The following is an 18,730-nucleotide window of genomic DNA, read 5'->3' on the forward strand; positions in this document are numbered from 1 at the left end:
GCTCGCCGGCCCGCTCGGTCCTCAACGGCTCGCTGAGGGCCGAGCGAAGCGACCGCCCGAAGCGCACCGAGAACGATCGCTCGCTTGGTGCGCTTCGCCCGCGGACTGCGTCCGGGGCTCAGCGAGCAGTCATTCCGGCACCAGCAGCGTCACCCACTGGGCCACGAGCGCCGGGCGCTCCGAACCCTCGATCTCGATCGTCAGGTCCTGCACCACGCGCACGCCCGACCCCGTCACCTCGGCGGACGCGATGGTGCCGACGGCGCGCACCCGCGACCCGGCCTGCACCGGCTGCAGGAAGCGCACCTTCTCGAACCCGTAGTTGACGCCCATCGCCACGCCGTCGACCTCGAGCAGGGGCGAGGCGAGCGCCGTGAGCAGCGAGAGGGTGAGGAAACCGTGCGCGATCGGTGCGCCGAACGGTCCGGCTGCGGCGCGCTCGACGTCGACGTGGATCCACTGGTGGTCGTCCGTCGCATCCGCGAACGCTTCGATGCGACGCTGGTCGATCGTGAACCAGTCGCCCGGTCCGAGGGCCGAGCCGATCGCATCCGTCAGCGCCGCGGGGGAGTCGATGTGGATGCTCATGCCTTCGGCCCTCCGGCCACGTAGAGCACCTGGCCCGACACGAAGCTCGCCGCCTCGGAGCAGAAGAACGACACGGCCGCGGCCACATCCTCGGGCTGGCCGGGGCGCCCCACGGGGATCTCCTTCGCGGCTCCGGCGAGGAAGTCATCGAACGGGACGCCCATCCTGTCGGCCGTCGCCTTCGTCATGTCGGTCTGGATGAAGCCCGGCGCCACGGCGTTCGCCGTCACGCCGTAGCGGCCCAGCTCGATCGCGAGCGTCTTCGTGAAGCCCTGCATGCCGGCCTTCGCCGCTGCGTAGTTCGCCTGCCCGCGGTTGCCGAGCGCCGAGGTGCTCGACAGGTTCACGATGCGACCCCACCCCTCCTTGACCTGGAAGGCCTGCACGGCCCGGCTCATCAGGAACGCACCGCGCAGGTGCACGCCGAGCACGGCGTCCCAGTCGTCATCGGTCATCTTGAACAGCAGGTTGTCGCGCAGGATCCCCGCGTTGTTCACGAGCACTGTCGGTGCCCCGAGTTCTTCGGCGACGGATGCCACTGCCGATGCCACGGCCTCGGAGTCGGCCACGTTCGCCCCGACCGCGATGGCGCGACCGCCGGCGGCCTCGATGGCGGCGACGGTGTCGGCGCAGGATGCGGCATCGAGGTCGAGCACGGCGACGGCGAAACCGTCGGCGGCGAGCTGGACGGCTGTTGCGGCTCCGATGCCGCGGGCGGCTCCGGTGACGATGGCGGTGCGGGTCATGCGTTGTCCTTTCGTGGGCGGTTCAGGGGAAGGTGATGAGCTGGCGCAGCTCCCCGCCGGCGGCGAGGCGATCCATGGCGGCGTCGAGCTCGTCGAGGCGAACGTGCGACGACACCAGGCGCTCGAGCGGCAGCTTGCCGCTGCGCCACAGGTCGACGTAGCGCGGAATGTCCCGGCTCGGAACGGCCGACCCGAGGTAACTCCCGATGACCGTCCTGGCCTGCGCGGTCAGAAGGAGGGGTGAGACGCTGGCCCTGGCATCCGGAGCCGGCAGCCCCACCGTCACCGTCGTGCCTCCGGGGGCCGTCAGCGCGAAGGCCGTCTCGAAGGCGCGCGCAGAGCCGGCGGCCTCGATCACGAGCGGGGCCGTGAGGCCGGCCTCGGTCGCCTCCGCTGGGCCATGGGCGGCGGATGCCCCGAACTCGCGTGCGAGCTCGAGCTTGGCAGGAACAGCGTCGACGCCGATCACCTCGAGTCCGAGGGCGACGGCCACGAGCAGGGCGGCCATGCCGACGCCGCCGAGGCCCACGACGATCACGCGCGACCCGGGCGCCGGGTTGCCGGCGTTGGTGACGGCGCCGCCCCCTGTGAGCACCGCGCAGCCGAGCAGCGCGGCGATCTCGGCCGGAACGTCGGCATCGACGGCCACCACCGAGGTGCGGCTGACGACGGCGTGGCTGGCGAAGCCCGAGACGCCGAGGTGGTGGTTCACGGGCTCCCGGTCGGAACCCGTTCCCCCTCGATGCAACCGGATGCCGCCTCCCACGAGGGTGCCCTCGTTGTTCGCGGCGCTCCCGACGCGGCAGGGCAGCCGTCCGTCGGTCGCGCACTCGGGGCAGTCGCCGCAGCGCGGTAGGAAGGTCATGACCACTCGGGTGCCGAGAGGCAGGTCGTCGACGTCGTCGCCGAGCTGTTCGACGATGCCTGCCGCCTCGTGCCCGAGCAGCATGGGGGTCGGGCGCACCCGGTTCCCGTCGACGACGCTGAGGTCGGAGTGGCAGACGCCGGCCGCCTCGATGCGCACGAGGATCTCGCCGGGGCCGGGAGGGTCGAGCTCGAGTGGCCCGACCGTGAACGGATGCGAGCTCGCGAAGGGCGGCTCCGCGCCCGACTGCTCGAGTACTGCTCCGATGATGCGCATCCGACCTCCTCGTCGTGTGGGCGCTGCCGTCGATGCTGCCCTGCGGCGCCGTGTGTCCATGATGCCGCGTGACAAGCATACCGACTGCGCGGTATGCTCCGAAACGGATCTCCACCACGACCGTGAGGAACCTCGATGACGAGCAGCTCTCCCACCACGACGCCGGCCGGCGTCGCACCCGCCGCGCCTCCTGTCTCCGCCCAGGCTTCCGCTACCGCGCAGGCTCCGATCGCGGGCGTGGTCGATGAACGCTTCGCCGGGCTCCGCGACGAGTTCGAGAGCAGGCTCGCCACCGGCGAGGAGCTCGGCGCCTCTCTCGCGGTGGTGCTCGACGGTGAGCTCGTCGTCGACCTCTGGGGAGGATGGGCAGACCCCGATCGAGCTGTGCCGTGGGCGTCCGACACCATCACGAACGTCTGGTCGATCTCGAAGACGGTCACGGCGCTCGCCGTGCTGATGCTCGTCGACCGCGGGCTGATCGATCCCGACGAACCCGTCGCGACCTACTGGCCGGAGTTCGCTGCGGCAGGCAAGGAGGGCGTGCTCGTTCGCCACGTGCTGATGCACACGTCGGGAGTGCCGGCGTGGGAGCAGCCGATCGCCGGAGCCGACATCCTCGACGTCGAGGCGTCGGCCGCGCGCCTCGCAGCCCAGGCTCCGTGGTGGCCCGCTGGAGCGGCATCCGGCTACCACCTGCTGAACTACGGCCACCTGCTCGGTGAGCTGGTGCGTCGAGTCACGGGGAGCAGCCTCGGCGACTTCGTCGCGAGTGAGATCGCGGGCCCGCTGGGCGCCGACTCCACCTCGGCCTCCCCGCGAGCGAGGACCACAGGGTGAGCAACGTCGTGCCGCCGCCGGGTACCATCGACATCACCCGGCTCCCGCCCGACTCGATCCCGTTCCGAACCCTCACCGGTCCTCCGCTCGAGGCATCGTTCACGTGGACGCGCCAGTGGCGTGCCGCCGGCCTCGGCGGAGCCGGCGGGCACGGCAATGCGCGTTCGGTCGCCCGCATCCAGAGCGTCGTGGCGCAGGGCGGGGAGATCGATGGCATCCGCCTGCTCTCCTCGGAGACCATCGACCGCATCTTCGCCGAGCACACCGACAACGTCGACATGGTGCTCGAGCTGCCGCTGCGCTTCGGCCTCGGCTACGCCCTGTCGAATCCGGTGAGCACACCGAACATCCCCGAGGGACGCGTGGCTTTCTGGGGCGGATGGGGCGGCTCGCTCGTGATCGCAGACACCCAGCGCCGCCTGACCTTCGCCTACGTGATGAACAGGATGTCGCCGGGGATCATCGGCTCGCCGCGCTCCGATGCGTACACGGCGGCCGTGTACAGGGCGCTGAAGTAGCGGCCGCGCGTCGCCGTGAGGTGGAGTGCTCGGCGCGCACGATTCAGGCCGGTTCGTGCGACACGCCGCCTGTCAGCGGGCGACACGCGGGCGAGCCCGAATCCGGCCTTCGTTGTGCGGGGCCATGGCGGGCGGATGCCGCTCAGGCCGCGCAGGCGCCGGATGACACAGTGTCGCTCAACGACGGTGCCGCGGCGGCCACGGGCTGCAGCTCGCTGATCGCCAGCGCGTAGCCGACGTCGTCGATGGCGGCCGACTTCGCGAACACCACGCCGATCACGGCGCCATCGGGACTGAGCAGCGGACCGCCGGAGTTGCCCTGGTTGATGTCGGCCGAGAGGGCGTAGACCTCGCGCGGGCCTGCGGCATCCGCCTTCGGAATCGCGGAGAGTTCGGCGATCGTGGCGGGCAGCGACACGAACGGTCCGCCGAAGGGGTAACCCTGCACTGCAGCGGCCGAGCCCACGGCGGGAACGTCGCCGAGCGGCAGGGGCGACGCGTCGAGGCCGTCGACCTCGAGCACGGCCAGGTCTGTGGCGTCGTCGAAGTAGACGACGCTCGCGGCACGCGGCTGCTCGCCCGGCGCCTCGACGACGGGCTCGTCGACTCCGGCCACGACGTGGGCGTTGGTGACCACACGGTCGTCGCTCACGACGAAGCCGCTGCCGGTGAGACTCTGGCCGCACTGGTAGGCGTTGCCCGAGACGCGCACGACCGAGGCTCCCGCAGCAGTGAGTGCGGGGGAGGCCGTGTCGAGGTCGGCGATCGGAGGCACCGATGCCGGCGGCGCGATCGTGTCGATGACCCACGGCAGGGCGTCGTTCACTGTCGAGGCGCGCACGCCGGCGAGGAACGACTTCGCCGGAGCAGGGGTGAGCCTGTCGATCGAGCTGAGGGTGGCGCTTCCGGCGATGGCCTGGGTCACGGGCGGGATGCCGAAGCCGCTGATGCCGCCGGCCACGGTCGTGAGCACGAGGGCCACGACGACGGTGCTGGTGACGAGCCCGGCCGCGCGATCGATGGGGGCGAGCTTGATGACCCGCACGCCGCGGCTGAGCAGACGGCCGATCATGCTGCCGATGGCCTCGCCCACGACGAGCAGCAGGATGCCGCCACCCAGCACGATCGCGATGCGCCAGCCGGGTGATGTCGTCCACGTGGTGAACACGGGCAGGAGCAGGTAGGCCGCGATGCCGCCGACGACGAGGCCGATGGCGGTGAACACGCTGCGGAGGAACCCGCTGCGCCAGCCTGAGACGGCGGCCGCGATCAGCAGAACGATCACGACGATGTCGAGAACGACGGATGCGGGCACAATTGCTCCTGGAGACGGTCACCGAGGCCGGGTGGCCATCCGCTCTACTCTGCGGCATCCTCCTCCCGTGGGGCTGGGAGGACGCTGCGAGCGTGCCGCTTCGCTCCCGTGTCTACGCCGCAGGCATCCCGATGTTGAACATCCACTTGGTGCCGAAGCGATCGGTGAGCTGGCCGAAGGCGTCACCCCACGGCGCCACCTCGAGCGGCAGCGTGATCGTCGCGCCCTCCGAGAGCGCCGCCCAGTAGCCGCGCAGCTCGGCCTCGTCCTGCCCGCTCAGCGAGACCGTCACGTTGTCGCCGATCGTCAGCTCCATGGCGTTCGGAGTGTCCGCGGCCATCAGGGTCATGCCGCCGGACTCGAGCTGGCCGTGCATGATCTTGTGCAGCTCTGCCGGGTCCTCGCTCGCGTGGAACTCCTCATAGGTGCTCAGCGTGAGTTCCCCGCCGAAGACGGAGTGGTAGAACTCCAGCGCTTCGCGGGCAGTGTCTCGAAAGCTCAGATACGGGTTGAGAGTCGTCATGACGGAACCTCCCTGGTTCATCCTCATCGATGCCCACCATCATCCCGCCCTCCGTTCGGCAGCGCGAGAGGAATCTGGCCGGAGTCAGCGCCGCGTCCGGCCCCGGGCCCACCACCGTCCCGGGTGCATCCGGCCCGAGGTTCGTGCGAGCATGGTCTGATGGCCATCGACAGCTTTCCCCGCGTGGAAGAGCTCACTATCGCGCGCTTCGTCGGCCCGCTCGCGCTCAGTCGTGGCCGCAACTACGCGCGTGCAGGCAGCGTCGACGACCTCAGCTGGGACGCCCCGCAGCACCGCCTGACGGCATCCGTTCAGGGCAGCGGCCCGGTGCCCTATCGATGCTCGGTCTCCCTCGACATCGGCTCGGCCGGTCGCACCACGATCCTCGGGAGCACCTGCAGCTGCCCTGTCGGCTTCACCTGCAAGCACGCGGCGGCCGCCCTGTTCGCCGCGAACGAGGCGGCGGCCGCAGCGGCGAAGGTCGCCGTCGAGTCCCAGCGCAGCGCGGTCGGCTCCGTCGACGACGGCTGGCGCGGCGACATCGCGGCCCTCACGGCGCAGACCCGCGCCGCGTCGGGCCCCGGGTCGGCGTCGGGATGGACGGATGCCACCCGCCGTGCCCCGAGCGAGAACCCGCTCGCCCTCCAGTTCGAGCTGCGCCAGCGGGTCGCCCGGCGGCGCGACAGCTGGCAGTCGCCGCGTGACGCCACGGCCGGTGATGCAGCGACGGTCGAGCGCCTCGCCGTGCGACCCGTCACGATGGGTGCCCGTGGCGGCTGGATCAAGGGCGCACTGACCTGGCAGAACGTCGGCTTCCAGGGCGGGGCCGGTGGCTTCGACTCGCTCAAGGCGCGTTGGTTCGCCCAGTTCTCCGTGCTCAAGGGCCCGGTGCACGGCGGCTACCTCAACTTCGGTTCCGACTGGATCTCGGTCGACGACTTCGAGAGCAGCCTGCTCTGGGCACTGCTGACAGATGCCGACAGGCTGGGCATCCCGCTCGTCGGATCGGGCCCCACCCCCACCATCCGCGTGGCCGGCTCGGCGTCCATCGGCCTCGATGCGCGCATCGGGTCGGATGAATCCGGAGCGAGCGGGGCTGCGGATGCCGCAGCCGACGAAGCCCTCACCCTCACCCCCTCCGTGCTCATCGACGGCGTGCCGCATCCGACGGACCAGGTGCGATTGATCGGCACCCACGGCGTCTACCACTACGACTTCGAGCACGGCGTGATCACGCTCGCCAGGCTCGGCTCGCCGGTCACGCCGGAGCAGCGCGCCGTCGTCGAGCGCCAGCACCCTGTGCGGGTGCCGCAGCCGGAGGTGGCCGAGTTCCTCGCGTCGCACTACAGCGCCCTCGCCCGTACCCTGCGCGTCGTGAGCAGCGATGCCACCTTCACGCCGCCGCCGCAGAAGCCGGCCACCCTCGTGCTCACGGCCCGCTTCGAGGCCGGGCACGTGTTGCGGTTGCTCTGGGAGTGGGCGCTCTCCGACGGGCGGCGCGCCCCGCTGTCGGCTCCCGACTCCGAGTTCCACGATGCCATGGCCGAGCGCGCCGTCGTCGGCGTCGTCGAGGACCTCCTGCACGACGACATCGCCGGATCCCTCGCTCTGGGCAACCCCGTCTCGAGCGCAGCCGTCGCCACGGCCGCCCAGGGTGGGCTGAGCCTGCGCGCCTCCGTCGTACTGCGTGCTCTGGATGCGGCCGAGTTCAGCGCGCGCATCCTTCCCGAGCTCGAGCGGGTCCAGAACCTGCACATCGACATCGTCGGCCAGCAGCCCGACTATCGCGAGGTGGTCGAGGCGCCGGTGCTCACGGTCAGCGCCGTCGAGACCGAGGAGAACGACTGGTTCGACCTCGGTGTCGTCGTCACGGTCGAGGGGCGCACGGTGCCGTTCGGTCCGCTGTTCACCGCGCTCTCGAACGGACGCAAGAAGCTCCTCCTCGTCGACAACAGCTATCTCTCGCTGGATCAGCCCGTGTTCGAGCCGCTGCGCGAGCTCATCGAGGAGGCCGGCACCCTTCCCGAGTGGGAGGCCGGCATCCGCATCAGCCGCTACCAGACCGACCTCTGGGACGAGTTCGAGGAACTCGCCGACGTCAGCGAGGCTGCAGCGGCCTGGAAGGCCACGGTCGAAGGCCTCCGCGACCTCGGCGCGATCGAGCCACTGGACGCCCCGGCCGGGCTCGCGATCGAGCTGCGCCACTATCAGCTCGAGGGCTTCCGATGGCTGGCCTTCCTCCACCGGCACAGGCTCGGCGGCATCCTCGCCGATGACATGGGACTCGGCAAGACGGCGCAGACCCTCGCCCTCATCGCCCATGTCGTCGAGTCGGATACGACGACGGATGCCGCTCCCTTCCTCGTCGTCGCGCCCACCTCCGTGCTCTCGAACTGGGCGACGGAGGCCGCGCGCTTCACGCCGGGCCTCAAGGTCGTCACCATCGACGCCACCCAGGGCAAGACGGGCAGGCGTCTGGCGGATGCCGCAGCCGGGGCCGACATCGTGTTGACGACATATGCCATCCTGCGCATAGACGCCGAGGTCTTCGCCGACCTCGGCTGGAGCGGCCTCGTCCTCGACGAGGCGCAGTTCGCCAAGAACCACACCTCCAAGGTGCACCAGGCCGCTCGCGGCATCAGAGCCCCATTCCGGCTTGCCGTCACCGGAACGCCGATGGAGAACAACCTCATGGAGCTCTGGGCACTGTTCCAGATCGTGGCTCCTGGCCTGTTCCCGTCTGCGCGGCAGTTCACCGAGAAGTACCGGCGCCCCATCGAGGGCGATCACAACACCGAGCGGCTCGCGAAGCTGCGTCGCCGCATCCGTCCCTTGATGCTCCGTCGCAGCAAGGAGCTCGTCGCCCCCGAGCTGCCGCCGAAGCAGGAGCAGGTGCTCTCGATCGAGCTCGACCCGCGGCACAGGCGCATCTACGACACTCACCTGCAGCGCGAGCGGCAGAAGCTGCTCGGACTCATCGAGGACCTCGACCGCAACCGGTTCATCGTGTTCCGCTCGCTCACCCTGCTGCGCATGCTCAGCCTCGATGCCGCGCTCATCGACGAGGAGAAGTACGCGGGGGTGCCGTCGGCCAAGCTCGACGCGCTCTTCGAGCAGCTCGACGATGTGGTGGCCGAGGGTCATCAGGCGCTGGTGTTCAGTCAGTTCACCTCGTTCCTGCAGCGCGCTGCCGCCCGCCTCGACGAACTCGGCGTTCCCTACGCCTACCTCGACGGCAGCACACGCTCACGCGGCCAGGTCATCGAGCGCTTCCGCGGCGGCGAGGCCCAGGTTTTCCTCATCAGCCTCAAGGCCGGCGGATTCGGACTCAACCTCACCGAGGCCGACTACGTGTTCCTGCTCGACCCGTGGTGGAACCCGGCCAGCGAGGCGCAGGCCGTCGATCGCGCGCACCGCATCGGCCAGGACAAGACGGTGATGGTCTACCGGATGGTCGCCTCGGGAACCATCGAGGAGAAGGTCATGGCGCTCAAGGCCAAGAAGGCCGAGCTCGTGAACTCCGTCATGGACGACGAAGCCCTGTTCAGCGAGTCGCTGACAGCCGACGACATCCGGGGACTGCTCGAGGCCTGACGCCGTGCTCCCGCTCGCCGAGGCCCGACCCCGGACCGGCCTGTGCTCACGCCTGAACCTCGAATCGGGCCTGTTCTCATGCAGCCCGATCGAGTCAGGGGCTAACTGCCGGCTCCCGGCGTCGTCGACGCGGCCCGAGCGGCTCGTGCCGCGTCGCGCGCCTCGTCGGCAGCCTGAGCCTCGGCCACGGTGGGCGCCGTTCCGCCCAGGTGCTGCGGCTGCCACCACTGGCCGGCTCCGCTCACGGGGTAGGTGGTCTGCAACTCGTCCACCATGCCCTGCATGGTAGTGCGCAGGTGCTCCGTCGCCACACGCGGGTCGTCGTCGGCATGCGCCGTGATGGGCGCGCCGAAGGCGAACGACACGGGAACTCCGAAGCGCTCGAAGAACTTGACCTTGCGGCGCTTGGTCATGAGGCGGTGGCCACCCCAGACGGCGACGGGGATGATCGGAACGCCCGCCTCGGCGGCGAGGCGCACAGCACCGGTCTTGAAGTCGCGCACCAGGAAGGACGCGCTGACGCCGGCCTCGGGGAACACGCCGAGGAGCTCGCCGTTGCGGAGGGCGGTGACGGCATTCGCGTAGGCGGCGGCACCGGCCTGCATGTCGACGCTGATGTGACGCATGCCGCGCATGAGCCAGCCGACGACGGGCTTCTGGAAGACGCTCTTCTTGGCCATGAAGCGCACGCGACGACGCGTGCTCAGCCAGGCGACCCACTCGGTGAGGGCGAAGTCGAGGTAGCCGAAGTGGGTGATGGCGAGCACTGCGCCGCCTTCACGCGGCAGGTTCTCGATGCCGCTGACCTGGCGTTTGAGGCCCCAGAAGCCGAAGAGACCTCGACCGGCGGCCACGGCCGCGCTGTAGATGGGCTCGCTGGGGCGCTTCTTCATGGCACCCAGCGTAGAGCTTCCGGCCGGGCGGCGTCGGGGAACCGTGACCCCCTTGACAGGCACGCATTCCGGGCTCGCCGGGGAAGCTCGTTCCGTGATGCAGGCTCCGGATGCCGCAAGCTCATGCCTGGGCGCGCATGTACTCCGCCACGGCCGGCGCGAGCGATGCCCCGATCACGTCGGCCGGGCGCTTGTTGCCCGCGACGGCGAAGTCGTGCGTTCCCCCCTCCACCCACTCGATCGAGGCGTTCGCGCCGATGCGCTCGACGACGGATTCCAGCAGGTCGATTCCGATGAACGGGTCGCGGGTGCCCTCCACGAACAGCATCGGCAGGGTGAGGCCGTAGAGGTGCGCGTCGCGGACCTTCTCCGGCCGTCCGGGCGGATGCAGCGGGTAGCCGAGGTAGACGAGTCCGGCTGGCTCCATGCCGTCGGCCACGGCCATCGAGGCCATCCGTCCGCCGAAGGACTTGCCCGATGCCCAGACGGGCTCGTCGGGAGCGTCGGCGTCGGCCGCCCGCTGCTGGGCGAACGCCAACGCAGCCCGCCAGGCGGCGATGGCCGCAGGAGCACGGTCGGGGAAGCTGCGGCCGGCCTCGCGGTAGGCGAAGTTGAAACGCAGCGTGGCGATGCCCGCGGCGTTGACCGCGTCGGTGAAACCGACGAGGAACGGATGCTCGAAGCCCGACCCGGCGCCGTGCGCGACGACGATCGTGGACCAGGCGTCGACGGGTCGCGTGTAGGCGCCGGAGACCGTCGTGCCGTCGATGTCGATCGTGATGGACTCGCTCGGGGTGGCCATGCGTTCCATCATGCCCGTGAGCGGCCCGCGACGGCATCCGGAGACGGAGAGAGCGGGCGGCACCGGGTCGACCGGTGCCGCCCGCTCTCGGACGAAAGAGGGGTGAACCTACTTCTGCAGAACGACCTGGATGTCGGCGTTCAGGGTGATCTCGTCGCCGAGGGTGAGGCCGCCGGCCTCGACCGCCGCGTTCCACGAGACACCGAAGTCGTTGCGGTTGAACTTGGCGGTCGCCGAGGCCCCGGCCTTGGTCTGGCCGTAGCCGTCGGTGGTCACGCCACCGAACTCGCCCTTGAGGGTGACAGGCTTGGTGACGCCGCGCAGGGTCAGGTCGCCGGTCACGGTGAAGTCGTCGCCGTCGATCGCGATGTCCTTGGCCGCGTACGTGGCGGTGGGGAACTCGTCGACCTTGAAGAAGTCGCTGGTGCGCAGGTGCTCGTCGCGCTGGGCCTGGTTCGTGTTGACCGAGGCCACCTCGATGGTCGCGTCGATCGTCGTGTCAGCGGGGTTCTCCCCGGTCACGATGGTCGCGTCGAAGTTCTCGAATGAGCCGCGCACCTTGCTGATGGCGAGGTGGCGCACCGAGAACGAGAGCTCCGAGTGGGCGGGGTCGAGCTTCCAGGTGCCGGCGATGTACTGGGGGTGAGTGGTCGTGGTGTCCATGCGGGGGTATAAGTCCATGCATCTGCATGTTATTCCCGTTCCGGGGAAATAGTTTTCGGCGCGTGGATGGGCCGGAGCTCTCTCGCTCTCGGATGCTGCCGACCGCGCGACCGCTACTCGTCGTCGGGCTTCACCGCGTCGAGTTCGGCAGGGTCGGCTTCGGGAGCGTCCTCCTCGGGGTTGAAGTGGGAACCGTCACCCACGCCCACGCCGATTCCGCCCGGGTGGTTGGGGATCGTGCCGTCCCCACCCAGTCCGTCGGGCTTCACGTCGCCATCGGGGTTGTTCTTCGCCGCGTCGTCCATGTGCACCTCGCATTGTGTAGGGATTCCAGCATGCGCGGGCCGCGGCATCCGTTTCATGGCCTTGACTTCACAGGAAGCTGCGTCGACTGTCCGACGGCAGGGCGTCATCCCTGTCCTGATCCGGTGGGAACGGGAACAAATGCCGCCGGGGGCGCCTTGGCTCTCATCATGACGACAATCGGAATCATCGGAGCAGGACACATCGGCAGCCAGGTCGCCCGCGCGGCCATCACGGCGGGCTACGACGTGGTCATCAGCAATTCGCGCGGACCGGAGACCCTCGGCGCTCTCATCGCCGAGTTGGGGCCGAAGGCGAAGGCCGCAACGGCGACGGATGCCGCGGCCGCGGCCGACATCGCCGTTGTGACGGTGCCGCTCAAGGCCCTGGGTGCGGTACCCGTCGAGCCGCTCGCCGGCAAGATCGTGATCGACACCAATAACTACTACTTCGAGCGCGACGGGCACATCCCCTCGCTCGACGACGGCGTCGACACAGTCTCGGGTCTGCTGCAGGCCCACCTTCCCGAGAGCCGCGTGGCCAAGGGCTTCAACCACATCGGCTGGGCCGACATCACCACGGACGGCGCCCCTGCCGGCACCGACGGCCGCCGCGCCCTCGCCACGGCGAGCGACTTCGACGACGCCGCCGCGTTCGTCACGAAGCTCTACGACGAGATCGGCTTCGACACCGTGAACGTCGGGCCGCTCTCCGAGAGTTGGCGTGTCGAGCGCGACCAGCCGGCCTACGTGATCCCGCAGACCCGCGAGGAGCTCGTCGCGAACCTGGCCAAGGCCGAGCGCGCGACGGCTTCAGCCGCGTAGCACCTGCCGCTCGCTGAGTGCCGAGCGGAGGGACCGGCCGAAGCGCACCGCACTGTGCGCTTCGAGCGCGGACTCCGTCCGGCCCTCAGCGAGCGAACGGGGACTCAGGGACAGCCCTGCTTCCCGCCCGCATTCGTTGCCGCGCCGCCGCAGCCGGAGGAAGATCGATCGCATCCCCCAGAGTGCCCTCCTACCCGAAGGTCAGGTCCCTCGATGCGCTACGCACTGGAGCGCGAGAAGAGCGATGTCGCCGTCACCGCCCTCCGCGACAACATCAGATCCCTCAGAACCCTGAGCGCCGGCATCCTCTACTCGCCGCCCTCGATTCCCGGCCCGCGAGCGGCAACGGCCCGGATGACGGTGGCTCCACCGATCGTGGCTCCCCCCGCAGTCGCCGCACCCGCGGCGCCCGTGCCGCCGTCCGCAGCCCCCGCGGCATCCGCTCCGCTGCGGCCGGATCCGGTCGCGCCGGTCCAGCCGGGCACGGCGGCCGCAGCCGCGAAGATCGCCGAGCACACCGCAGCCATCAGCCGCATGCACGCAGAGCGCACCCGGCTCTACCTGCGGCATGTCGGCCGTCTCACCTGGAACATCGTCGTGGCGATCGCCGCCCTCCTGCTGCTGGCGGCACTCGTCGTCGGCGCCCTGGGCGTCACCCCGGCCGACAATCGTGTGCTCCCGGCGGCGCTCGCGATGATCGCTGTACTCCTGCTGCTCTCGGTCATCGCCCTGCTCACGCGGAACAACGGCGGGCTCATCACGATGCTCATCGGCAAGGACGGCCGGTTCTCCACGTCGGCATTCCAGGCCTGGGTGTGGACCGTGGTCCTGGCGTGGGGCTTCGTCTTCGTGGTGTGGAGCGCCGTGCTCACGGGTCGCTGGGTCGATCCCGTGCAGGATCTCGCTAGCCTGCCGTTGAGTGCCGACTACCTGCTGCTGCTCGGCGGCCCTTTCGCCGCCCTCATCTCGGCGCAGCAGATCGGCTCGGCCAAGGTCGCATCGGGCGACCTGCAGAAGGTCATGGCCTCGGCCCCTCAGGTGAAGGACCTGGTCTCCAACGACGCCGGCACCACCGACCTCATCGACACCCAGTACCTCGTCTTCAACACCGTGGCGGTCGTGGTCTTCGGCGTGCTGCTGTTCGCCGACCCGTCTCACCTTCCCGACCTCCCGCAGGCGATCGTCATCCTGACCACGGCATCGGCCGTCGGGTTCGTGAGCAAGAAGGCCGTCGCCAAGAACGCTCCCGCCATCCTCACGATCGTGCCCGACTCGGGTTCCGGCGTCCCGACGGTCGGCCGCAAGGTGCGCATCCGCGGCACGAACTTCATTCCGGCCGGCGCTGACACCGAGGAGAAGCGGGCGAGCGTGTGGATCAAGTTCGGCACTGTCGTGGTGTCCGCCATCGAGACTGGAGGGGTGCGCCCGGCGCTCGAGGCCACCGAGGTGATCGTCGAGATCCCGGTGCTGCCCGATGACGGCCTCGACATCCGCATCGTCGACGTCGTCGTCATCACGGCAGCCGGCGCCGAGACAGCGTCGTACCCCCTGCAGATCCAGACGCCGTGCGCCGAGGCCACCCTCGAGGTCGGCGCCGACGGGCGATTCGACATCGGCGTCGAATCCGAGGTGCCCGAGGGGACGAGCGTGAGGGTGGAGGTCGCGTCGTTCGTCGAATACGTGTCGATCGAGGCCGATCACCACGCTCGAGCGACGGTTCCCGCCGGCATCACCGGCCCTCAGCCCGTGCGCCTCTCGTTCGCCGGCGCGAGCACCAAGAAGCTCGTCAACCTGTAGCCCCTGCCGCTCGCACCGGGCTCCTAGAGGTCGAGCACCTCGAGGTCGACCGTGACGTCGTCGTCGGGCTCGATGCCCTCGGCCGTGCGCACGGCCTTCTTGACCGGCAGCACATAGGTGCCGTCCGACGGGAAGATCGACGTCGACCAGTCGGAGCCGCCGACCCGCACCCGCACCTTCACGGCTCCGAAGCCCCGCACCATGCGGGGCACCTCGGCGATGTCGGCGCCCATCTCCTCGGGAAGGCTCACGAAATACCAGTTGGCCTGCGCCTCCCACTCCCAGAGCGGCGCGGTGAAGGAGAATCGCATGCCTCGACGCTACAGGCGCCCGCCGACCTCGACGGGGTTCGGCGTCCGTCCGCGCGAGAGCAGCCGCTCGATGGCGATCAGCGGGATCGGCGCCCACGTCGGCCTGTTGCGGGTCTCGTAGACGGCCTCGTAGACGGCCTTGTCGAGCTCGAAGGCGTCGAGCAACTGGCGGTGCTCACGCAGGTCGTTTCCGGATGCCGCGATGTAGCCGTCGACGAAGGCGCGACGCGCATCGTGCGACCAGGCCTTGAGGGCCGAGACTCGGCGCTCGGGATGATCGGCCTTGGTCGAGCCGGCCACGTAGTCGAAGGAGCGCAGCATGCCGGCGATGTCACGGATCACGAGATCGGGTTGGTCGCGTTCGTTCATCGGACGCATGGGCTCGCCCTCGAAGTCGAGCAGAACCCAGCCGCGACCGGGGACCTGCAGCACCTGTCCCAGGTGGAAATCCCCGTGGATGCGCTGCATCGACGGCCACGGCACAGCCTGCGCGGCCTCGAAGACGGCCTCGATCTCGGCCCGGTGAGCCGCGATCTCCGGCACCTCGGCGAGGGCGATCGCCAGGCGCTGGTACCAGCTCATGGTCACGGCCACCATGTCGCCGGGGCTCGCCGGCCGCGTGGGGAACAGGTGGGAGAGCGAGCTGTGCACGACGGCCGTGGCGACGCCGAGGTCGTGCGCCTGGAGGCTGAAGTCGTCTCCGGATGCCGCTGCGTCGAGCGCGACGCGCCAGGCGTCCTGCACCCCCGGGAGGAACTCTTGCGCGAAGGCGAGGTGGCCGCTGGCTCGTCCGGATGAGCGACCGACGTCGTCCCATTCGCCGGTGATGTTGCCGATGCTGCGAGGGACATGCGGCGATCCGGACTCGGCGAGAGCCGTCTGCAGCGTGACGTCCGGGTTCTCGCCGTGGTGCAGCTGGCGGAACACCTTGCAGATCACGCTGGCCCGATCGCCGTTCCCCTCGTAGATGATCGAGGTGTTCGACTGCTCGCCGCTCAGCACCGTCGCCGTCATCGACGCGTCGTCGAGGCGCGGGTTGTCGGCCCGCGCTGCGGGAAGCGAGCTGTGCCCGACAGCGTCCACGGCATCCGGGACCGCCGTCTGCTCGCCGACGATCATGCGCAGGAGGGCCCGGGCGTAGACCGGATCGTGAGGACCGTCGTAGACGTATTCGCCGGAATCGATGCGCCCGATGAGCCTGTGGCCGCCCCCGGGCAGTAGTGACTGGCGCAGCGTGACCGGTACCTGGTAGAGGGTCGCCGGACGTGCGGCGTCATCCATGAGGAGGAGCGTGCGCACGCGCACGCCCTCGGTATCGCTCGGCAGATCCCACGCGCCCAGACGGCGCAACTGCGGCACGCGGCCCTTGCCGCCGTACCAGCGTTGCCGCGTCATCCAGTCCGTGAGACACGCCATCGTGCTGTCCATACTGCGACGCTAGGGCCGCCGGCTCCCGCTGTCGAGGGGTTGCGGAGGAGGATGGGCACATGACCTACGCGAACATCGGCACCCTCGGTGCCCGTCCCGGCCGCCGCGACGAACTCGTCGCCCTGCTCACCAGGCCCAGCGACGAGCTGCGCGAGATCGGATGCCTCCTCTACGAGGTGGGAGTGAACGACGATGAACCCGACACCGTGTTCGTCGCCGAGCTCTGGGAGTCCGAGGAGGCCCACCGGGCGTCACTCGGTCTCGCGTCGGTTCGAGCGGCCATCGACGAGGCCAGGCCGCTGCTCTCAGGTGTGATGGGTGGTATGGACTTCTCCGTGATCGGGTCTCCTCTGCGCTGAGACGGGATACAGCAACCGCGCGGGATAGGGCGCTCGGTGCTGTGATGATAGGACGACCGTGCCGCATGGCACCGCACCGTCCCCGTCGTAGCAGGAGACCTCAGATGCAGCGCAAGGCCAACGCCCACCTCCGCCTCCAGATCCTCGACCCGGCCCACCTCGCGTTCATCGTGGCCGCCGCCGAGGGCAACGAACGCTCCGAGACCCTGGAGCTGAAGCTCGACGGGGCCCCCGTCGAAGCCCGCGAGGTGATCAGCGGCCACGGAACCCGCATCCACGCCCTCGAGGCCGGACCCGGCGAGCTCACCCTCGACTACGCGGTCACGGTGACAGGACAGGCCGAGCCGCTCGCCGTCACCGAGCGCTCGTTGCTCACCTACCTGCGTCCCAGCCGGTACTGCGAGTCCGACTCGCTCGGTCCCACCGCCGTTGCCCAGTTCGGCGGCCTCACCGGCGTCGAGGCCCTCGACGCCGTCAGCTCCTGGGTGGGCAGTCACCTCGCCTATGTGCCCGGCTCGAGCCTGCCCACAGACGGTGCCGAGCGCACGCTGCTCGCCCGCCAGGGTGTCTGCCGCGACTACGCGCACCTGGTGATCGCATTCCTGCGCGCGCTCGACATCCCGGCGCGACTCGTGGCCGTCTATGCGCCCGGCCTCGACCCGATGGACTTCCACGCCGTCGCTGAGGCCTACGTCGACGGCGCCTGGCACGTGGTCGACGCCACGGCGCTGGCCCCGCGCCAGTCGCTCGTGCGCATCGCCACAGGGCGCGACGCCGCAGACACGGCGTTCCTCAGCACCTACCGCGGCGCCGTCACCCTCGAGGAGATCTGGGTGAGCGCCGTCGTCGACGAGCTGCCCGCCGATGACGTGCGCCAGTTGGTGCAGCTGCGCTGAGCTTCCCGCTCGCTGAGGCCCGGACGAAGTCCGCGGTCGAAGCGCGTGGTATCCATGGAGGTGCCGCTGGCACCTCGCGGCAGCGAACAGGAGCATCATGACCTCGTCCCAGTCCATCCGCACCGCCGTCATCGGCTTCGGCACCTCGGGGCGGGTGTTCCACGCCCCGTTCCTCGCCGCGAACGATGAGTTCTCGCTCGATGTCATCGTCACCTCCAACGCCGAGCGGCGCGCCGAGGCCGAGCGCCTCCACCCCGACGCGACCATCGTCGACAGCCCCGACGACGTGATCGTCCGCGCAGCCGACCTCGATCTCGTGGTCATCGGCTCGCCGCCCGAGACGCACGCTCCGCTCGCCGAGGCCGCGCTCGCCGCAGGGCTCTCGGTCGTCGTCGACAAGCCGTTCGCCGTCACGGCGGCCGAAGGACGCGCGCTCATCGCCGCGGCTGCGGCATCCGTCGGCACCCTCACCGTCTTCCAGAACCGCCGCTGGGACGGCGACTTCCTCACGCTGCGCCGCCTCATCGATGTGGGCGAGCTCGGCGAGGTGCGCCGCTTCGAGTCGCGGTTCGAGTGGTGGAAGCCGGCACCGCCTGCCACCTGGAAGTCGAGCACCTCGGCGGCATCCGGCGGCGGAATCCTCTACGACCTGGGCACGCACCTCATCGATCAGGCGCTGACGCTGTTCGGCCCCGTCGTCGACGTCTACGCCGAGGTGCGCACCCTCCGTGATGGCGCCGGAGCCGACGACGACGCCTTCGTCGCCCTCACCCACGCCTCCGGCACCATCTCGCACCTCTGGATGAACTCGCTCGCTGCCCAGTTCGGTCCCCGCTTCCACGTGCTCGGCTCCGATGCCGGCTACACGACGTGGGGCCTCGACCCGCAGGAGGCCGCGCTCAAGGGCGGGGGTTCGCCGACGGATGCCGGTTTCGGCGAGAAGCCCGAGAGTGGCTGGGGCGAGCTCGGCCTCGAGGGCTCGACCCGCCGCGAGCCCACCGACCGCGGCGACTACGCGGGCTTCTACCGCGCCCTGGCCGACACCCTCCTCCGCGATGCCCCGGTTCCCGTCGACCCTGCCGACTCCGTGCGGGTGCTGGAGATCATCGAGGCCATCCACGCAAGGGGGGACGCCCGGCGGTGAACTCGTGACACCCTGAGATGACGCCGGTGGGACCACCGGCGTCATCAC

General features: G+C 70.0%; 17 protein-coding genes and 1 pseudogene. 7 read left to right on the forward strand and 11 right to left on the reverse strand.

What is annotated here, in order from left to right:
- Window positions 1-129 precede the first annotated feature (129 nt).
- Genes AADV74_RS15335 through AADV74_RS15345 form a run of 3 tightly spaced genes read right to left on the reverse strand, consistent with a single transcriptional unit; the run spans window position 130 to window position 2,475 of the window.
- Window positions 130-588, reverse strand: coding sequence for a MaoC family dehydratase (locus tag AADV74_RS15335; protein WP_342115666.1), 459 nt, complete (start codon window positions 586-588; stop codon window positions 130-132).
- Window positions 585-1,334: an SDR family oxidoreductase gene (locus tag AADV74_RS15340; RefSeq protein WP_342115669.1), complete on the reverse strand. Its 750-nt coding sequence runs from the start codon at window positions 1,332-1,334 to the stop codon at window positions 585-587. Before AADV74_RS15340 ends, AADV74_RS15335 begins: the two co-directional genes overlap by 4 nt.
- 22 nt (window positions 1,335-1,356) lie before the next feature.
- Window positions 1,357-2,475, reverse strand: a complete 1,119-nt coding sequence (locus tag AADV74_RS15345; protein ID WP_342115671.1) for an alcohol dehydrogenase catalytic domain-containing protein — start codon at window positions 2,473-2,475, stop codon at window positions 1,357-1,359.
- Window positions 2,476-2,610: 135 nt separating this feature from the next.
- On the opposite strand from AADV74_RS15345, the pseudogene AADV74_RS15350 reads away from it, so the two are divergent.
- Window positions 2,611-3,830 (forward strand): annotated as a pseudogene (locus tag AADV74_RS15350) (serine hydrolase domain-containing protein).
- Window positions 3,831-3,972: 142 nt separating this feature from the next.
- Here AADV74_RS15350 and AADV74_RS15355 read toward each other — a convergent pair.
- On the reverse strand, window positions 3,973-5,145 hold the full coding sequence (locus AADV74_RS15355; RefSeq protein ID WP_342115673.1) for a MarP family serine protease: 1,173 nt from the start codon (window positions 5,143-5,145) through the stop codon (window positions 3,973-3,975).
- Window positions 5,146-5,257: 112 nt separating this feature from the next.
- Window positions 5,258-5,668, reverse strand: a complete 411-nt coding sequence (locus AADV74_RS15360; protein ID WP_342115676.1) for a VOC family protein — start codon at window positions 5,666-5,668, stop codon at window positions 5,258-5,260.
- 159 nt (window positions 5,669-5,827) lie between these two features.
- On the opposite strand from AADV74_RS15360, the gene AADV74_RS15365 reads away from it, so the two are divergent.
- Window positions 5,828-9,262 carry a DEAD/DEAH box helicase gene (locus AADV74_RS15365; protein ID WP_342115679.1) on the forward strand — a complete coding sequence of 1,145 codons (3,435 nt, stop codon included), beginning with the start codon at window positions 5,828-5,830 and terminating at the stop codon, window positions 9,260-9,262.
- A 101-nt stretch (window positions 9,263-9,363) separates the two neighbouring features.
- Here the strand turns inward: AADV74_RS15365 and AADV74_RS15370 are convergent, their stop codons facing one another.
- The 4 genes from AADV74_RS15370 to AADV74_RS15385 all read right to left on the reverse strand — a co-directional run bounded on the left by AADV74_RS15370 (window position 9,364) and on the right by AADV74_RS15385 (window position 11,931).
- Window positions 9,364-10,155, reverse strand: coding sequence for a lysophospholipid acyltransferase family protein (locus tag AADV74_RS15370; protein ID WP_342115682.1), 792 nt, complete (start codon window positions 10,153-10,155; stop codon window positions 9,364-9,366).
- Between the two features lie 121 nt (window positions 10,156-10,276).
- A complete protein-coding gene (locus AADV74_RS15375) occupies window positions 10,277-10,957 on the reverse strand; it encodes an alpha/beta hydrolase family protein (RefSeq protein ID WP_342115684.1) in 681 nt (226 codons plus the stop codon).
- A gap of 108 nt (window positions 10,958-11,065) precedes the next feature.
- Window positions 11,066-11,638: a YceI family protein gene (locus AADV74_RS15380; RefSeq protein WP_342115686.1), complete on the reverse strand. Its 573-nt coding sequence runs from the start codon at window positions 11,636-11,638 to the stop codon at window positions 11,066-11,068.
- A gap of 95 nt (window positions 11,639-11,733) precedes the next feature.
- Complete coding sequence (locus AADV74_RS15385; protein ID WP_342115688.1) at window positions 11,734-11,931, reverse strand: hypothetical protein; 198 nt, start codon at window positions 11,929-11,931, stop codon at window positions 11,734-11,736.
- A 162-nt stretch (window positions 11,932-12,093) separates the two neighbouring features.
- Between AADV74_RS15385 and AADV74_RS15390 the strand changes: the two genes are divergently transcribed.
- Both AADV74_RS15390 and AADV74_RS15395 read left to right on the forward strand, forming a co-directional pair.
- Window positions 12,094-12,747, forward strand: coding sequence for an NADPH-dependent F420 reductase (locus AADV74_RS15390; RefSeq protein ID WP_342115690.1), 654 nt, complete (start codon window positions 12,094-12,096; stop codon window positions 12,745-12,747).
- Window positions 12,748-12,960: 213 nt separating this feature from the next.
- Window positions 12,961-14,544, forward strand: coding sequence for a hypothetical protein (locus AADV74_RS15395; RefSeq protein ID WP_342115692.1), 1,584 nt, complete (start codon window positions 12,961-12,963; stop codon window positions 14,542-14,544).
- 23 nt (window positions 14,545-14,567) lie between these two features.
- Here the strand turns inward: AADV74_RS15395 and AADV74_RS15400 are convergent, their stop codons facing one another.
- Both AADV74_RS15400 and AADV74_RS15405 read right to left on the reverse strand, forming a co-directional pair.
- Window positions 14,568-14,855, reverse strand: a complete 288-nt coding sequence (locus tag AADV74_RS15400) for a DUF1905 domain-containing protein (protein ID WP_342115694.1) — start codon at window positions 14,853-14,855, stop codon at window positions 14,568-14,570.
- Between the two features lie 9 nt (window positions 14,856-14,864).
- Window positions 14,865-16,283 carry a maltokinase N-terminal cap-like domain-containing protein gene (locus AADV74_RS15405; RefSeq protein ID WP_342115696.1) on the reverse strand — a complete coding sequence of 473 codons (1,419 nt, stop codon included), beginning with the start codon at window positions 16,281-16,283 and terminating at the stop codon, window positions 14,865-14,867.
- Window positions 16,284-16,342: 59 nt separating this feature from the next.
- Between AADV74_RS15405 and AADV74_RS15410 the strand changes: the two genes are divergently transcribed.
- The 3 genes from AADV74_RS15410 (at window position 16,343) to AADV74_RS15420 (ending at window position 18,682) form a co-directional block, all read left to right on the forward strand.
- On the forward strand, window positions 16,343-16,642 hold the full coding sequence (locus AADV74_RS15410) for a putative quinol monooxygenase (RefSeq protein WP_342115698.1): 300 nt from the start codon (window positions 16,343-16,345) through the stop codon (window positions 16,640-16,642).
- A 104-nt stretch (window positions 16,643-16,746) separates the two neighbouring features.
- Window positions 16,747-17,538: a transglutaminase-like domain-containing protein gene (locus AADV74_RS15415; RefSeq protein ID WP_342115701.1), complete on the forward strand. Its 792-nt coding sequence runs from the start codon at window positions 16,747-16,749 to the stop codon at window positions 17,536-17,538.
- A 97-nt stretch (window positions 17,539-17,635) separates the two neighbouring features.
- Window positions 17,636-18,682, forward strand: a complete 1,047-nt coding sequence (locus tag AADV74_RS15420) for a Gfo/Idh/MocA family protein (protein ID WP_342115703.1) — start codon at window positions 17,636-17,638, stop codon at window positions 18,680-18,682.
- Window positions 18,683-18,730: the final 48 nt, after the last annotated feature.

The organism is Leifsonia stereocauli (genome assembly GCF_038432415.1).
GTDB classification, from domain to species: domain Bacteria; phylum Actinomycetota; class Actinomycetes; order Actinomycetales; family Microbacteriaceae; genus Orlajensenia; species Orlajensenia stereocauli.

Bases quoted from the DNA above. Each gene is read 5' to 3' on its own strand.
- AADV74_RS15360 (WP_342115676.1), bottom strand. From the start codon at position 5,668: ATGACGACTCTCAACCCGTATCTGAGCTTTCGAGACACTGCCCGCGAA.
- AADV74_RS15380 (WP_342115686.1), bottom strand. From the start codon at position 11,638: ATGGACTTATACCCCCGCATGGACACCACGACCACTCACCCCCAGTAC.
- AADV74_RS15375 (WP_342115684.1), bottom strand. From the start codon at position 10,957: ATGGCCACCCCGAGCGAGTCCATCACGATCGACATCGACGGCACGACG.
- AADV74_RS15395 (WP_342115692.1), top strand. From the start codon at position 12,961: ATGCGCTACGCACTGGAGCGCGAGAAGAGCGATGTCGCCGTCACCGCC.
- AADV74_RS15370 (WP_342115682.1), bottom strand. From the start codon at position 10,155: ATGAAGAAGCGCCCCAGCGAGCCCATCTACAGCGCGGCCGTGGCCGCC.
- AADV74_RS15400 (WP_342115694.1), bottom strand. From the start codon at position 14,855: ATGCGATTCTCCTTCACCGCGCCGCTCTGGGAGTGGGAGGCGCAGGCC.
- AADV74_RS15365 (WP_342115679.1), top strand. From the start codon at position 5,828: ATGGCCATCGACAGCTTTCCCCGCGTGGAAGAGCTCACTATCGCGCGC.
- AADV74_RS15390 (WP_342115690.1), top strand. From the start codon at position 12,094: ATGACGACAATCGGAATCATCGGAGCAGGACACATCGGCAGCCAGGTC.
- AADV74_RS15405 (WP_342115696.1), bottom strand. From the start codon at position 16,283: ATGGACAGCACGATGGCGTGTCTCACGGACTGGATGACGCGGCAACGC.
- AADV74_RS15335 (WP_342115666.1), bottom strand. From the start codon at position 588: ATGAGCATCCACATCGACTCCCCCGCGGCGCTGACGGATGCGATCGGC.
- AADV74_RS15410 (WP_342115698.1), top strand. From the start codon at position 16,343: ATGACCTACGCGAACATCGGCACCCTCGGTGCCCGTCCCGGCCGCCGC.
- AADV74_RS15420 (WP_342115703.1), top strand. From the start codon at position 17,636: ATGACCTCGTCCCAGTCCATCCGCACCGCCGTCATCGGCTTCGGCACC.
- AADV74_RS15345 (WP_342115671.1), bottom strand. From the start codon at position 2,475: ATGCGCATCATCGGAGCAGTACTCGAGCAGTCGGGCGCGGAGCCGCCC.
- AADV74_RS15415 (WP_342115701.1), top strand. From the start codon at position 16,747: ATGCAGCGCAAGGCCAACGCCCACCTCCGCCTCCAGATCCTCGACCCG.
- AADV74_RS15340 (WP_342115669.1), bottom strand. From the start codon at position 1,334: ATGACCCGCACCGCCATCGTCACCGGAGCCGCCCGCGGCATCGGAGCC.